The following is a 14844-nucleotide window of genomic DNA, read 5'->3' as shown; positions in this document are numbered from 1 at the left end:
AGATAAAGTGAGATTACGCTCATGATCATACAAATGATAACCTGAGGTTTTTGATTAACACATCAAGATAAAAAGGTAAGCTAAAGAAAAGATAAACATCTTTTAAAAACAGAATGATACCTAGGTTAATAATGAATAACAAACGACAGAAAAGGAACAATATTACGCAGCAAAATAACACAATGGCGCAACATGTCTTCACCAATAAATAACGCCGACAGCATTCCCGGAGAATAATGGCGGCGTAGTATCGGTTAATTATTGGTGCTGGTAGTTATTTAAATAAGGCACCACGTTGGTCAATGACGTCTGGAATACGCCATTGGTGATCCAATGCAAGGTATCCTCACCGGGGCGCAAATTGAACGCGGTAATATAAGAATCCGCCGCCAAATGATTCTGCCCCTGCATTTCATACACTTTGCCCAGCAACACATAATTCAGCCACGACATTTGCAACTCAATCCCCAGATCGATCGCCCGGTGCGCCTCGTCAATGCGCCCCTGCGCCAACGCATCGACCGCCAGAACTTGCTGCATGATCGGCGTGTTTTTCAATTCGGGGATCGTCGTCAGATGGCTGATATCGGCGCGCAATTGTGCCAAGGCCTGGCTGTCGAACGGTTGGTAAGAATTGCGCAGCACATCCACCAGCGCCTTTTCCGCCAGGAGGTAGTGGAAATTCGGCGCGCTTTTAATCAGCTCGCTCAGCTGAGCGCTGGCGCGAGTCAACGAATCGGCATCACCGTGGATCAACAATTGATGTGCCTGGTAGAAGCGCTGCAGCAGCGGTCCGTTGTCGGGCAGCAGCTGCGCCAGACGCTGCTCCAGCTGCGGCGGCCAGGGTTGCTTCAGCGCCGTGGACAGGCTGGCGAGGAAATCGCTTTGGATCTTCAGCTGGTTATCGGCGGTAATGAAGTAACGCTTGTCCAACATGATTGAGCTGTCGGCGTTATCCACCAGCCGCACGGACAGGAAACACTGCTGGGCGCGGTAGTGGCGCTGATTGACGAACTCGATATACAGCGACTTGCCCGAGTTGCTGGGGCCGGAATAGTTATAGTTGGTCTGGTCGTGCACCAGGAAGGTCGAGTAGGTGTTGAGCGAATCGGTGATCAGCTCGCTGACGCCCACCACATAAGAGAGCTGCGGCATCCAGTTGCTGCAGCTCTCGCCGCCCTGAATGCGAATATCGATATCGCGCGGGTTGAGCAGCACCGGCATGGTCGAAACCGGCACGCGCTGCGACAGCGTGGCGATGCCGACAAACGCCACGCAGACGCTGAGCGCCGCCAGAAACGCCAGCCACACCCAGAACGTCGAGCGGAGATAAAAGCGCGGCAGCTTTTCGTCAGGCGCGGCGACCGGCGCTCGGGGCCGGCTCGGCGGCACGTACGGCGTCTCGTCGTCGTCATCGCTGCCGTCTTCCGGCTCATGCATGATCACCGCGATCTGCGGCGCCTGTGCGGGAGCGGGTTGCGTCTCGCCCTCTTCACACCATATCACCGACGTCGCCAGCTTATACCCACGCTTGGGCACGGTGATAATGTATTCCGGGCTGTCGCTGTCGCCGTCTTTCAGGTATTTGCGCAGCTCTGAAATACATTGGGTCACCACGTGGTTGGTGACGATATTGCGCTTCCAGACGTTGTCGATCAGCTCGTCGCGGCTCAGCACCACATCGGGGTGCCGGGCGAAATAGCACAGCATGTCGATCAGGCGCGGTTCCAGCGTTTTCTGGCGGCCGTCTCGGCTGATGGTGTTGTCGGCAGGGGTAACCAGCCACTCCCCGACGCGAAAAGCAGGCTCTTGCATGGCGGAAATAACTCTGTAGGCATGTAGGGCAAGGGCGCGATCATAGCATAACCGCCCCCGGCTGTGGCCGCCGGGAGGCGATTAAGCCGTTAACTCTCGTATAATTCTAACGGTAAACCATCAGGATCGCTGAAAAAGGTAAAGCGGGATTGGGTGTAGGGATCGACGCGCACCGGTTCGCAGGCAACGCCGGCCGCCTGCAGATGGGCGATGGCCCGATCGATGTCGTCAACGCTGAACGCCAGATGGCGCAGGCCGCAGGCCTCCGGGCGGCTGACGCGGGCCGGCGGCGAAGGGAAAGAAAACAGTTCGATAGTGTATTGTCCGTTGAGCGCGAGATCCGCTTTCCAGGAGTCGCGCTCCTCGCGGTAAACTTCACTCAGCAGGGTAAAACCGAGAATATCGCAATAGAAATGCTTACTGGCAGCGTAGTTCGCGCCAATGATCGCAATGTGATGCACCTGACGTAATCCCAGCATAGAAACCCTCTCCTGTTCATTCTGATGGGGCACGGTATCCGGCGGCGGCGATGACGTCAACGGCAAAAACCCCGCGGATTGCCGCGGGGCATGATTCAGCACACGGCGTCTCAGGCCTTCAGATCCGCCAACGCCGCGCCGAAGTTGATGTGCAGCACCTGCCCATCGACCACCAGCGCCGGTACACTCTGCACGCCGAGGCGCTCAGCTTCCGCCACGCGCGTTGGGCGTTCCCCCAGGTGCACCACTTCCACCTGCACGTTATCGCTCAACAGTCCCAACAGCTGCTGTTCGGCACTCACGCATACCGGGCAGCCGGCATGATAAAACACGGCCTTAGTCATCCTCATTCTCCTTGGTATTGACGGTTTCGGGCACGTTTACTTACCCATATTGTTTCGAATCGAAACAATATGAACAGTATGCCAGCATCAATGACTTGTCAATATAGTTTTTAATCGATACTATTTACGCAGCCTGATGAGGATACGATGCTAAAACTGTTTGATCTGCTTGAACGCCTGAATAGCCTGCAACGCAGCTGGCTGCGCAGCCACGAAGAATTGGAAAGCCTGCCGCCGGTGCAGCTGAGCGCGCTCTACTATCTGGCACGCTGTAATCATTACTCCAACACGCCGATGGCCGTGGCGGAATACCTTGGCCTGACCAAGGGAACGGTGTCCCAATCGCTGAAAAAGCTGGAGCTGAACGGCATGATCGCCCGCACGGCGGACGCAAAGGATCGCCGCAGCGTGCGGCTGCGGCTGACAGAAAAATCGCGAAGTTTAATGGAGACTCTGTTTCCTCCTGCCTATCTGCAGCAGGCGCAAGACGCCATGCAGCAGGACGGCGAACAGTTGCAGGCGCTGTTAACCCAGCTGCTGCGCCAACTGCAGCGGCAGGAAAATGCGGCGCTGTTCGGCGAATGCCACCGCTGCCGCTATCACCAGCAGCGCAATGGCCAACCGTTTTGCGGCCTGACACAGGAACCGCTGCCGCTCGACAGCGTGAACCTGATCTGCCGAGAATTCGCCTAAACGATTATGCTGGCGCTTTCAACACCTTCACCAGATAGCGCCCGTCCTCCGTCAGTTTGGCGCCGTGGATGTCGGTTTCAAAACCGGGATAGCGCTCACCGATAGAGCACAGCATCAGCAGGAAATCGAGCACCGCCCGGCTCTCTTCGGTGATCATTTCTCCCGGCATCACCAGCGGCACGCCCGGCGGATAAGGCAGGATCATATTGGCCGCCACCTTGCCCACCAACTGATCCAGCTCGCAGGTTTCCACATTGCCGCGCACCTGCTCCTGGAACATCTGGTGCGGCGTCAGCTTCATTTCAGGCAGCACGTCGAACGCCCGCTGCATCAGGCGCGGCAGATCGTGTTGGCGGATCAGCCGATGAATGCCGGCAGCCAGATCCTGGATACGCATATGGCGATAAAAATCCGGATCCTCGGCGTACAGATCCGGCAGCATATTCTTCACCCGCAGGTTGAGATCGTAGGCGCGCTTGAAATCAGTCAGGCCGCGCAACAGGCTCATCGCCTTGGTTTTGTCGATGCCGATGCTGAACAGGAACAGCAGGTTGTACGGCCCGGTCTTCTCCACCACGATGCCGCGCTCGTCGAGATACTTCGCCACCAGCGCCGCCGGGATCCCCTCTTCCTCCAGCGCACCCAGCTCGTTCATGCCCGGCGTCAGGATCGTCACCTTGATCGGATCGAGGTACATATGATCGCGATCGGTCTGGCCGAAGCCGTGCCAGTTATCGTCAGGATCCAATGGCCAACACTGCGCCTCATCGATCTCCTCCGGCTGCCAAATGTCAAAGAACCAACTGTCGCTCTCCTCGCGCAGCCGCTGCACTTCACGGCGAAAATGCAGCGCGCGCTCCACCGATCGATTGATCAAGCGGCGCCCCGGGTTGCCGCGCAGCATGGCGGCGGCGGTCTCCATCGATGCCACAATGCCATAGTGCGGCGAGGTGGTGGTGTGCATCATGTAGGCTTCGTTGAAGGTGCTCTCGTCGTAGTCGCCCTTGATATGAATCATCGAGGCCTGAGAGAAGGCCGCCAGCAGTTTATGTGTAGACTGGGTTTCGTAGATGACCTTTCCGGGCACCCGATCGCCGCTCATGCCGCTCTTGCCGTCGTAAATCGGATGGAAGTTGGTGTAAGGCACCCAGGCGGAGTCGAAGTGGATCGACGGCACTGCCAGCGTCTGCTTGATGTAGTCGGTGTTATACAGCAAGCCGTCATAGGTGGAATTGGTGATCACCGCATGCACCGGCCAGGTGGCGTTCGGGGTCTCCTGCACCCGAGCGGCGATGCTGGCGCGGGTGAACTCGCGCTGCGGAATGCCGCCAAGGATGCCGTAGGCGTTGCGCAGCGGGCGCAGATAGATCGGCACAATATCGCTCATCATCAGCAAGTGGCACAGCGATTTGTGGCAGTTGCGGTCGATCAGCACCGTGCTGCCCGCCGGCGCCGAATACATGCCGACGATCTTGTTGGCGGTGGAGGTGCCGTTGGTAACCAGATAGCTCTGCTCGGCGTTGAAAGTACGCGCAATATACTCTTCGGCCTCGAGGTGCGGCCCGGTGTGATCCAACAGCGAGCCGAGCTCGGTGACTGAAATCGAAATGTCGGCCTTCAGGGTATTGGCGCCGAAAAAGTCATAGAACAGGCAGCCCACCGGGCTTTTTTGGAACGCGGTGCCGGCCATGTGGCCCGGCGTGCAGAAGGTGTACTTCCCTTCGCGCACGTAGTTGAACAGCGCCTTGGTCAGCGGCGGCGTAATGGTATCAATATATTCTGCGGTGTACTGCTGGATGCGCTGCGCGATATCGTCCGCCGCATTCAGGCCATACTCGAAGAAATAGAGCACCATGCGCATTTCATGCAGGCTGACGTCGAAGGTGGAGTGGGTATTGATAAAGGCGTACAGCGGTAGGTATTCGTTCAGCTCGTTGATCTCGCTGCACAGCTCCAGGCTGTAGTCGTCCCAGTCGAAGATCACCCCACAGATGCGGGCATTGGCTTCGATCAGCTTCAGCAGGTCACCGCTGTTTTTGGGGTACACCAGTTGGAATCCCATGGTGGCCAGCGCAGCGTGGAGCTCGCGGATCGGCTCATCTTTGTAGTAGACGCCCGTCGGGCCCATGATGGCGATGATATTCATCGGCAGCTCCTGTCAGTTAACGGCCAAGTCTCTATAACACCACGAAAATCCGGCGGTGTGTAGCCCAAAAAAAAACCGCCCGGAGGCGGTTTCTTGCAGCGAAGAACAGAACTCAGCAGTAGCCGTAGTTCATCAGACGCTGGTAGCGACGGTTGAGCAACTCTTCGTCGTTCAGACCATCCAGATCTTTCAGATCGGCCAGCAGCTGCGCTTTCAGCGCGGCAGCCATCGCCGGCACGTCGCGGTGCGCGGAACCCAGCGGCTCCGGGATCACCGAATCGATCAGCTTCAACTCTTTCAGACGCGGTGCGGTAATGCCCATCGCTTCTGCGGCCAGCGGCGCCTTGTCGGCACTCTTCCACAGGATGGAGGCACAGCCTTCCGGCGAAATCACCGAGTAGGTGCTGTACTGCAGCATGTTCACCTTATCGCCCACGCCGATCGCCAGCGCGCCGCCGGAGCCACCTTCGCCGATGACGGTGCAGATGACCGGGATGTTCAGACGCGACATCTCACGCAGGTTGCGCGCGATGGCTTCTGACTGGCCGCGTTCTTCCGCACCCACGCCCGGATAAGCGCCCGGAGTATCGATAAAGGTGATGAGCGGCATCTTGAAGCGTGCGGCCATTTCCATCAGGCGCAGCGCCTTACGGTAACCTTCCGGCGCCGGCATGCCGAAGTTGCGGCGGATCTTCTCTTTGGTTTCACGGCCTTTCTGGTGCCCGATGATCATCACCGGGCGGCCATCCAGGCGCGCAATGCCACCGACGATCGCTTTGTCGTCAGCGTAAGCGCGATCGCCCGCCAACTCTTCGAAGTCGGTAAAGATGTGTTTGATATAATCCAGGGTATAAGGACGGCGCGGGTGGCGTGCCAATTGGGCAATTTGCCAAGCCCCAAGATCGGCAAAAATCTTGCGCGTCAGCTCAACGCTCTTTTCACGCAGGCGCTGAACCTCTTCGTCCAGATTAATATCTAATTTTTCGTCTTGACGGCTGACTGCAGTCAGCGAGTCAATTTTCGCTTCCAGCTCTGCAATCGGCTGTTCAAAATCAAGAAAATTCAGACTCATAGCATTCCTATTTTAGTCAAATTCCAAGTCCACCTGCTCATTGCCTACCAACGTCCGCAAGTCGATCAACAAGCGGTCGGTGGGCGTCACGCGCCAGGTTGCGCCAAAACGCAGCTTGGCTCGTGCATCTTCCCGTTGATAGTAGAGATGCACTGGAATCGTCCCCGAGCGATGGGGTTCCAACGACTGACGGAGACGGTTCAAAAGCTGGTCATCAATTTGCCTGTCAGTCAGCGAGATAGCAAGCCCGCGAGCGTATTTTTCCCGGGCTTCACTGATGTCCATTACCTCGCGGGCCATCATTTTAAGCCCGCCGCTAAAGTCATCAAAGCTGACCTGTCCACTGGCGATAAGGATACGGTCTTTTTCCAACAAATGCTGGTATTTTTCTAGCGCTTCGGTGAATAGCATCACTTCCAGACGGCCCGAACGGTCATCCAGCGTGCAGATGCCGATACGGTTGCCGCGCTTGGTCACCATGACCCGCGCGGCGACCACCAACCCGACGGCGGTAGTCATTTTGCCCCGATCCGTCGGGTGCATGTCTTTCAAACGCTGGCCACCGGCGTAACGTTCGATTTCCTTCAGGTACTGGGTGATCGGGTGACCAGTCAGGTACAGCCCCAGCGTCTCCCGTTCACCGTCCAGCACCACCTGCTCCGGCCAGGGCGCGATATTGGCGTAGGATTGCTCCACCTGCTCCGGCGCTTCCGCCAGCACGCCAAACATATCCACCTGGCCAATAGCTTCGGCTTTCGCATGCTGATCCGCCGCTTTCAACGCGTCGCCGAGCGAATTCATCAGCGCAGCGCGGTGCGGCCCAAGGCGATCGAACGCCCCGGACATGATCAGTTTTTCCAGAATGCGGCGGTTCAGTTTCTTGATGTCAGAGCGCGCGCACAGGTCGAACAGGTCTTTGAAGTAACCTTGTTCGCCGCTGTTGCGCGCCTCGATAATGGCCTCGATCGGCCCTTCCCCCACGCCCTTGATCGCGCCGATGCCATAAACGATCTCGCCGTCGTCGTTGACGTGGAAGTGATACAGGCCACTGTTGATGTCCGGCGGCAGGATCTTCAGCCCCATGCGCCAACATTCGTCCACCAGCCCCACCACTTTGTCGGTGTTGTCCATATCGGCGGTCATGACCGCCGCCATAAACTCGGCCGGATAGTGCGCCTTCAGCCACAACGTCTGATACGACACCAGCGCATAGGCGGCGGAGTGCGATTTGTTGAAGCCGTAACCGGCGAATTTCTCCACCAGGTCGAAGATTTTCACCGACAGTTCACCGTCGATGCCGCGCGATTTCGCGCCGTCTTCAAAGCCGCCGCGCTGCTTGGCCATTTCGACCGGGTTCTTTTTACCCATCGCACGACGCAGCATATCCGCGCCACCCAAGGTGTAGCCGGCCAACACCTGGGCAATCTGCATCACCTGTTCCTGATACAGGATGATGCCGTAGGTCGGTTCCAGCACCGGCTTGAGCGACTCGTGCTGCCACTGAATGTCCGGGTAGGAGATCTCTTCGCGGCCATGCTTGCGGTCGATGAAGTTATCCACCATCCCTGACTGCAGCGGCCCCGGACGGAACAGCGCCACCAGTGCGATCATGTCTTCGAAGCAGTCGGGCTTCAGGCGTTTGATCAAATCTTTCATGCCGCGCGATTCAAGCTGGAACACCGCCGTGGTTTCCGAGCGCTGCAGCATGTCGAAGCTTTTCTTGTCGTCGAGCGGAATGGCGGCGATGTCGATCGGTTCCAGCCCGGTCTTGGCGCGCCGGGCGTTGATCATTTCCAGCGCCCAGTCGATGATGGTCAGGGTGCGCAGGCCGAGGAAGTCGAACTTCACCAGCCCGGCATATTCCACGTCGTTCTTGTCGAACTGGGTCACCGGATGGTGCCCTTCGGCGTCGCAGTACAGCGGCGCGAAGTCGGTGATCTTGGTCGGCGCGATCACCACGCCCCCGGCGTGTTTACCGGCGTTGCGCGTTACCCCTTCCAGCTTGCGCGCCATGTCGATCAGCGCCTTGACCTCTTCATCGGCCTCGTAAATCTCCGGCAGCTGCGGTTCGGCGGCAAAGGCTTTCTCCAGCGTCATGCCCGGATCCGGCGGCACCAGTTTGGAGATGCGATCGACGAAGCCGTACGGGTGCCCCAGCACCCGGCCTACGTCGCGGATAACCGCTTTCGCCGCCATGGTCCCGAAGGTGATGATCTGCGATACCGCTTCGCGGCCGTACATCTCCGCCACGTGCTCGATCACCTGGTCGCGCTTCTCCATGCAGAAGTCGACGTCGAAGTCGGGCATCGAAACACGTTCCGGGTTCAGGAAGCGTTCGAACAGCAGGTCGAATTCCAGCGGATCGAGGTCGGTGATTTTCAACGCATAGGCCACCAGAGAACCGGCGCCGGAGCCGCGCCCTGGGCCCACCGGCACGTTGTTGTCCTTCGACCACTGGATAAACTCCATCACGATCAGGAAGTAGCCGGGGAACCCCATCTGGTTGATCACCTTCAGCTCGACGTCCAGACGCTCGTCGTATTCCGGGCGGCGCTGCGCGCGCACTTCAGGATCGGGGAACAGGAACTCGAGACGCTCTTCCAGCCCTTCTTTAGATTTGAGCACCAGGAAGTCCTCGGTGCTCATATCGCCGGTTGGGAACTGCGGCAGGAAGTATTCGCCGAGGCGAATGGTGACGTTACAGCGCTTGGCGATCTCGACGCTGTTCAGCAGCGCTTCCGGGATGTCGGCGAACAGCTCGCACATCTCGTCTTCGCTGCGCATGTATTGCTGCGGGCTGTAGTTGCGTGGCCGCTTGGGATCGTCCAGCGTAAAACCGTCGTGAATGGCGACGCGAATTTCATGAGCGTCAAAATCGTCTTCCACCAGGAAGCGCACGTCGTTGGTGGCCACCACCGGCAAACCGCGCTCGGTGGCCAGCGCCACCGCCGCATGCAGATAGTTCTCTTCGTCCGGGCGGCCGGTGCGGATCAGTTCCAGGTAGTAACAGTCCGGGAAATACTGTTGGTAGAAGTCCAGGAATTGATCCACCTGCGCCTGGTTACCGCGCAGCAGGAACTTGCCGACGTCGCCCTGACGCGCGCCGGAAAGCAGGATCAGCCCTTCGCGATGTTCAATCAGCCAGTCGCGATCAATGGTCGGGCCGGCGGCGCCGTAGCCACGCTGATAGGCGCGGGAAATCAGCAGCGTCAGGTTCTGGTAGCCTTCGTTGTTGCTGGCCAGCACCGTCAGCTGAGCCAGTTCGTCGCCCAGCTCATCGCTTTGCACATGGAAATCCGCGCCGATGATCGGTTTGATCCCGGCGCCGTGCGCGCTGCCGTAGAACTTCACCAGCCCGCACAGGTTGGTGAAATCAGTGATTGCCAGAGCAGGCATGGCTAACGCGGCGGCTCTTTTCACCAGCGGCGCCGTCTTGGCCAATCCATCAATCATGGAGTAGTCACTGTGGACGCGCAGGTGAATAAAACGAGGTTCGGCCATCTCCAGATACCTGATTGAAGGGGCTCAGCAGGCTGAGCCCGGGTTAATGCTATCGTCGAGCCCGGTCAGGCCCGCAGACTACAGCGCCAGCGCTCTTTTCACCGGCGCGAAGCTGCGGCGATGATGCTCGGTGGCGCCCAACGCAGCCAGCCGCTCCAGGTGGAGGGCGGTCGGGTAGCCTTTATGCTGCGCGAAACCGTAGTCCGGGAACTCGCTGTCCAGCTCGGCCATTTCGCGATCGCGCGTGACCTTCGCCAGAATGGACGCCGCGCTGATCTCCGCCACACGGCTGTCGCCCTTCACCACCGCCTGCGAACGCATCGGCAGGTTCGGGCAACGGTTACCGTCGATTAAAACCATGTCCGGCGCGATATGCAACCCGGCCACCGCGCGCTGCATCGCCAACATGGTGGCGTGCAAAATGTTCAGCTGGTCGATTTCCGCCGGTTCGGCGCGCCCCAGGCTCCAGGAGAGCGCTTTGGCGACGATTTCGTCATACAGCGCCAGCCGGCGTTTTTCACTGAGTTTCTTGGAGTCTGCCAGCCCGACGATCGGCTGCGCCGGATCGAGGATCACGGCGGCGGTGACCACTGCGCCGACCAACGGGCCGCGACCCACTTCGTCCACACCGGCAATCAGCGTGGCAGCGGGATAGATAAAGGGTTCAATCATGCTTTCGCCAGCTCCAACACAGCCTGAGCGGCCTGTTCGTCCGCACCGCAACGGATGCTTTGGTGCAAGGTAAGGAAAGTCTGTTTCAACGCGTCGGTTTCCGGGCTCTCTTCCAGCAGCGGCATCACGGCGGCGGCCAGTTTGTCCGGGACGCAGTCATGCTGCAGCAGTTCGGTGACGATCTCCCGCCCCGCCAGCAGATTCGGCAGCGAGACATAAGGCGTTTTCACCAGCTTCTGCGCCAACCAGAAAGTGAACGGCTTCATGCGATAGCCCACCACCATCGGGCACTTGGCCAGCATGCATTCCAGCGCCGCCGTGCCGGACGCCAGCAGCGCCGCGTCGCTGGCGATCATCGCCTCGCGCCCCTGGCCGTTCAGCAGATGTACCGTCAGATCCGGCGCAACCTCGGCCTTGATGCGCTCAAACTGCTCGCGCCGTTTGGCGTTAACCAGCGGCACCACCACTTCCAGCTCGGGATAACGCGTGCGCAGCAGCTGCGCGGTTTTGAGAAAGTCGGCGCTCAGCATCTCGACTTCGGCGCCGCGGCTGCCCGGCAGCAAAGCCAAACAGCGCGCCTGCGGAGCGATGCCAAGCTGAGCGCGCGCCGCCAACCGATCGGGCTGCAGCGGCATGGCGTCCGCCATGGTGTGGCCGATAAACCGGCAAGGGACGTTGAAACGATCGTAAAACGCTTTTTCGAAAGGGAGAAAGGCCAGCACCAAATCGGTGGCTTTGCCAATTTTGAAAACGCGCTTTTGCCGCCAGGCCCACACGGACGGGCTGACGTAGTGGATGGTGCGAATGCCGCGCTGCTTGAGGCGGCCTTCCAGCGTGATGTTGAAGTCCGGCGCGTCGATGCCGACAAACACGTCCGGCCGCAGCTCACCGAAGCGGCGAGTGAGATCCTTGCGGATCTTCAACAGGCGTGGCAAGCGCTCGAGCACTTCCACCACGCCCATGACCGCCAGCTCTTCCATTTCGTACCAGGCTTCGCAGCCTTCGGCCTGCATCAGCGGGCCGGCGACGCCAACGAAACGCGCGTCGGGGATCTGCGCCTTGAGCGCGCGGATCAAACCGGCGCCGAGAATGTCACCGGAGGTTTCTCCGGCGACCAGTCCGATAGTCAATGGACGATTCGACATAGCTCAGCGAATGATGCCGCGGGTGGAACGGGTGAAGAAATCGAGGTACTGCTGCACCACCGGCTGCTCTTTGGCCAGGGCTTCGATTTCCGCCTTCGCTTCATCCAGCGTTTTTTCACTGCGATACAGGATTTTGTAGGCGTTGCGGATCGCCTGCATTTCATCCTTGTCAAAACCGCGACGCTTCAGGCCGACCGCGTTGACGCCGAACGGCGTCGCGTGGTTGCCCTGCGCGATGACGAAAGGAGGCACGTCCTGAGCGACGCCGGAACAACCGCCTACCATCACATGCGCGCCGATAATGCAGAACTGATGGATCGCCGTCATGCCGCCAATGATGGCGTGATCGTCGATTTCCACATGCCCCGCCAGCGTGGCATTGTTGGCCAACACGCAAGAATTGCCGACCACACAGTCGTGAGCAACGTGCACGTTGACCATCAGCAGGTTATCGTTGCCCACTTTGGTCAGGCCGGTGCCCTGCGCGGTGCCGCGGTGAATGGTGACGCTTTCGCGGATGCGGTTGCGATCGCCCACTTCAACGCGCGTCGGTTCGCCTGCGTATTTCAGATCCTGGTTCACTTCACCGATGGAAGCGAACTGATAAATCTGGTTATCGCAGCCAATCTTGGTAATGCCGTTCACCACCACGTGGGATTTCAGCACCGTGCCGGCGCCGATTTCCACCTGGGAGCCGACGTAGCAGAAAGGGCCGATATGCACGTTGGCGCCGATCACGGCGCCCTCTTCGACTATCGCGCTAGGATGGATAAAGGCGGTTTGGTCAATCACGGATTAAGCCTCCCGGCTGCGGGCACACATCATGGTTGCTTCGCAGACAATTTTACCGTCAACGGTCGCCACGCCTTTGAAGCGAGTCAGACCGCGGCGAGTTTTCTCGAAGGTGACTTCCATGACCATCTGATCGCCTGGCACCACAGGGCGCTTGAAGCGTGCTTCGTCGATACCGGCGAAGTAATACAGCTCGCCCGGCTCCAGTTTACCGACGCTTTTAAACGCCAGGATACCGGTGGCCTGCGCCATGGCTTCCAGGATCAATACGCCTGGGAAAATCGGTTTGCCAGGGAAGTGGCCCTGGAAAAACGGTTCGTTCACCGATACGTTCTTCACCGCACGCAGATATTTGTGCTCTTCAAACTCGAGGACGCGGTCGACCAACAAGAACGGGTAACGGTGAGGAAGCAGATCCAAAATTTCTGCAATATCCAGAGTATGAGTGTCAGTAGTCAAAATACTCTTCCTGTCTCTAAAAACTGATGGCATCAACAACACGGCCTGCGCTGACCCCAAAAGGAGATCATCATGCAGGCCGCAAATTAACATCTCTTTGCGCTTTTGGTCTCACGACCAACGCGTTTCGTTTTGTACCCGCCAGGGCGGGCGGCAATGATTAGTCTTTTCCGACTTTACGTTCGACAGCTTTCAAGCGTTTGCTGATCTCATCGATATTCATCACCAACGCAGCGGTTTTACGCCAAACCTTGTTAGGCTGCAACGGAATGCCCGAAGAGTATACCCCAGGTTCGGTGATTGGTCGCATAACCATTCCCATTCCGGTGACAACCACCTTGTCGGCAATTTCCATGTGACCGTTGATCACGCTGGCACCGCCAATCTGGCAGTAGCGGCCGATTTTCAGGCTGCCGGCCATGATCACACCGCCGGCGACGGCGGTATTGTCGCCAATCACAACGTTATGTGCAATCTGGCATTGGTTGTCGATGATAACACCATTCCCGATTTGGGTGTTATCCAAAGCGCCGCGGTCAATGGTGGTGCAAGCGCCGATTTCGACGCGATCGCCGATAATCACCGTGCCCAACTGAGGGATTTTGATCCACTCGCCGCGCTCATTCGCATAGCCGAAACCGTCTGCGCCGATCACGGTGCCCGACTGGATCAGGCAACGCTGGCCGATTTCGACCGCATGATAAATCGTGACGTTCGCCCACAGACGCGTTCCCGCGCCGATGCGTGCGTGTTTGCCGATGAAGCAGCCCGGGCCGATAACCACGTTATCGCCAAGCACCGCACCCGACTCGATCACCGCGTTCGCCCCAATGGCGACGTTCTGCCCCAGCTGCGCTTCAGGTGAGATCACCGAGCTTGGCGCGATATCCTGGGCCGGCGACGGCGTGGTGTCCATCAGCTGCGCCATGCGCGCATAGGTCAGGTAAGGGTTCTTAACCACCAGCGCCGCAGCACGGCAGTGTGGTAAATCCGCTTCGGTAAGCACCACGGCGCTTGCCTGGCAGGAAGACAGCTGCTCTTGATAGCGGCTGTTTGACAAAAACGTGATTTGGCCAGGCTGTGCCGAATGCATAGAAGCAATGCCGGTGATGACGAGATCGCCATCACCGTGCAATTGTGCATCCAACTGCTGCGCTAAATCAGCCAGTCGAATTGAAAGCATGTGTTATTTAACCTGTTTCAGCACGTCAGCAGTGATATCTTTGGAAGAGTCTGCATAGGCAACGGCGTTGGCGTCGATCACCACGTCATAACCGCCTTTGCTGGCGACAGATTTCACCGCGTCCTGAATGCGGCTCAGGATCTTGTTACGCTCTTCCATCTGGCGACGACGGTTGTCCTGCTCGAAAGCCTGCGCTTTCTGAGAGAACTGCTCGCGCTGCGCCATCACGTCTTTTTCCAACTTGCTGCGATCGCTGGCTTTCATGGTAGCGCCGTCACGCTGCAGACGCTGCATTTTGGTCTGCAGGCTACGTTCCATGTTCTGGAGTTCGCTTGCACGGCCTTTAAACTCGTTTTCCAGCTGTTTAGCGACCGTTTCGCGGGCCGGCAGCTGTTGGAAAATGCTGGAGACGTTAACGACAGCGATCTTATCTGCTGCCTGAACGCCAGCTGAAGCAGCCATTGCTAAACCGAGGCCTGCGGCACACAACCACTTTTTCACTATAAACTCCTTACCATCACCCATTTGTGTCATATGACACTG

General features: G+C 58.4%; 13 protein-coding genes. 1 reads left to right on the top strand and 12 read right to left on the bottom strand.

Features of this window, described 5'->3' with window-relative positions:
- Positions 1–258: 258 nt before the first annotated feature.
- The 3 genes from cadC to ACJ8J4_RS20760 all read right to left on the bottom strand — a co-directional run bounded on the left by cadC (position 259) and on the right by ACJ8J4_RS20760 (position 2638).
- On the bottom strand, positions 259–1815 hold the full coding sequence (gene cadC / locus ACJ8J4_RS20770) for a lysine decarboxylation/transport transcriptional activator CadC (RefSeq protein ID WP_049203373.1): 1557 nt from the start codon (positions 1813–1815) through the stop codon (positions 259–261).
- Positions 1816–1904: 89 nt separating this feature from the next.
- Complete coding sequence (locus tag ACJ8J4_RS20765; protein ID WP_025304023.1) at positions 1905–2294, bottom strand: VOC family protein; 390 nt, start codon at positions 2292–2294, stop codon at positions 1905–1907.
- A gap of 110 nt (positions 2295–2404) precedes the next feature.
- On the bottom strand, positions 2405–2638 hold the full coding sequence (locus tag ACJ8J4_RS20760; RefSeq protein ID WP_025304024.1) for a glutaredoxin domain-containing protein: 234 nt from the start codon (positions 2636–2638) through the stop codon (positions 2405–2407).
- A gap of 147 nt (positions 2639–2785) precedes the next feature.
- On the opposite strand from ACJ8J4_RS20760, the gene ACJ8J4_RS20755 reads away from it, so the two are divergent.
- The gene (locus ACJ8J4_RS20755; protein ID WP_025304025.1) at positions 2786–3331 is read left to right on the top strand and encodes a MarR family winged helix-turn-helix transcriptional regulator; all 546 of its coding nucleotides are present in this window, start codon (positions 2786–2788) and stop codon (positions 3329–3331) included.
- A 4-nt stretch (positions 3332–3335) separates the two neighbouring features.
- On the opposite strand, the gene ACJ8J4_RS20750 is transcribed toward ACJ8J4_RS20755, so the two are convergent.
- From ACJ8J4_RS20750 to skp, 9 genes are all read right to left on the bottom strand, one after another.
- Complete coding sequence (locus ACJ8J4_RS20750; RefSeq protein ID WP_025304026.1) at positions 3336–5477, bottom strand: lysine decarboxylase LdcC; 2142 nt, start codon at positions 5475–5477, stop codon at positions 3336–3338.
- A 112-nt stretch (positions 5478–5589) separates the two neighbouring features.
- On the bottom strand, positions 5590–6549 hold the full coding sequence (gene accA, locus ACJ8J4_RS20745) for an acetyl-CoA carboxylase carboxyl transferase subunit alpha (protein ID WP_019455765.1): 960 nt from the start codon (positions 6547–6549) through the stop codon (positions 5590–5592).
- A gap of 12 nt (positions 6550–6561) precedes the next feature.
- Positions 6562–10050, bottom strand: coding sequence for a DNA polymerase III subunit alpha (dnaE, locus tag ACJ8J4_RS20740; RefSeq protein WP_442516104.1), 3489 nt, complete (start codon positions 10048–10050; stop codon positions 6562–6564).
- A gap of 78 nt (positions 10051–10128) precedes the next feature.
- Positions 10129–10722: a ribonuclease HII gene (rnhB, locus tag ACJ8J4_RS20735; protein ID WP_025304028.1), complete on the bottom strand. Its 594-nt coding sequence runs from the start codon at positions 10720–10722 to the stop codon at positions 10129–10131.
- Positions 10719–11867 (bottom strand): lipid-A-disaccharide synthase, encoded by a 1149-nt coding sequence (gene lpxB, locus ACJ8J4_RS20730; protein ID WP_004931967.1) that lies wholly within the window; start codon positions 11865–11867, stop codon positions 10719–10721. The genes rnhB and lpxB overlap by 4 nt, the downstream gene beginning before the upstream one ends.
- Positions 11868–11870: 3 nt before the next feature.
- Positions 11871–12659, bottom strand: a complete 789-nt coding sequence (gene lpxA / locus ACJ8J4_RS20725; protein WP_025304029.1) for an acyl-ACP--UDP-N-acetylglucosamine O-acyltransferase — start codon at positions 12657–12659, stop codon at positions 11871–11873.
- Between the two features lie 3 nt (positions 12660–12662).
- On the bottom strand, positions 12663–13118 hold the full coding sequence (fabZ, locus tag ACJ8J4_RS20720; RefSeq protein ID WP_004931962.1) for a 3-hydroxyacyl-ACP dehydratase FabZ: 456 nt from the start codon (positions 13116–13118) through the stop codon (positions 12663–12665).
- Positions 13119–13278: 160 nt separating this feature from the next.
- Positions 13279–14301: a UDP-3-O-(3-hydroxymyristoyl)glucosamine N-acyltransferase gene (gene lpxD / locus ACJ8J4_RS20715; RefSeq protein WP_049207283.1), complete on the bottom strand. Its 1023-nt coding sequence runs from the start codon at positions 14299–14301 to the stop codon at positions 13279–13281.
- 3 nt (positions 14302–14304) lie between these two features.
- Positions 14305–14802 carry a molecular chaperone Skp gene (gene skp, locus ACJ8J4_RS20710; RefSeq protein WP_025304031.1) on the bottom strand — a complete coding sequence of 166 codons (498 nt, stop codon included), beginning with the start codon at positions 14800–14802 and terminating at the stop codon, positions 14305–14307.
- Positions 14803–14844 lie beyond the last annotated feature (42 nt).

Source organism: Serratia sp. CY47280 (assembly GCF_052168655.1).
GTDB lineage: Bacteria > Pseudomonadota > Gammaproteobacteria > Enterobacterales > Enterobacteriaceae > Serratia > Serratia bockelmannii.
This window is presented reverse-complemented; position numbering and strand designations above follow the sequence as displayed.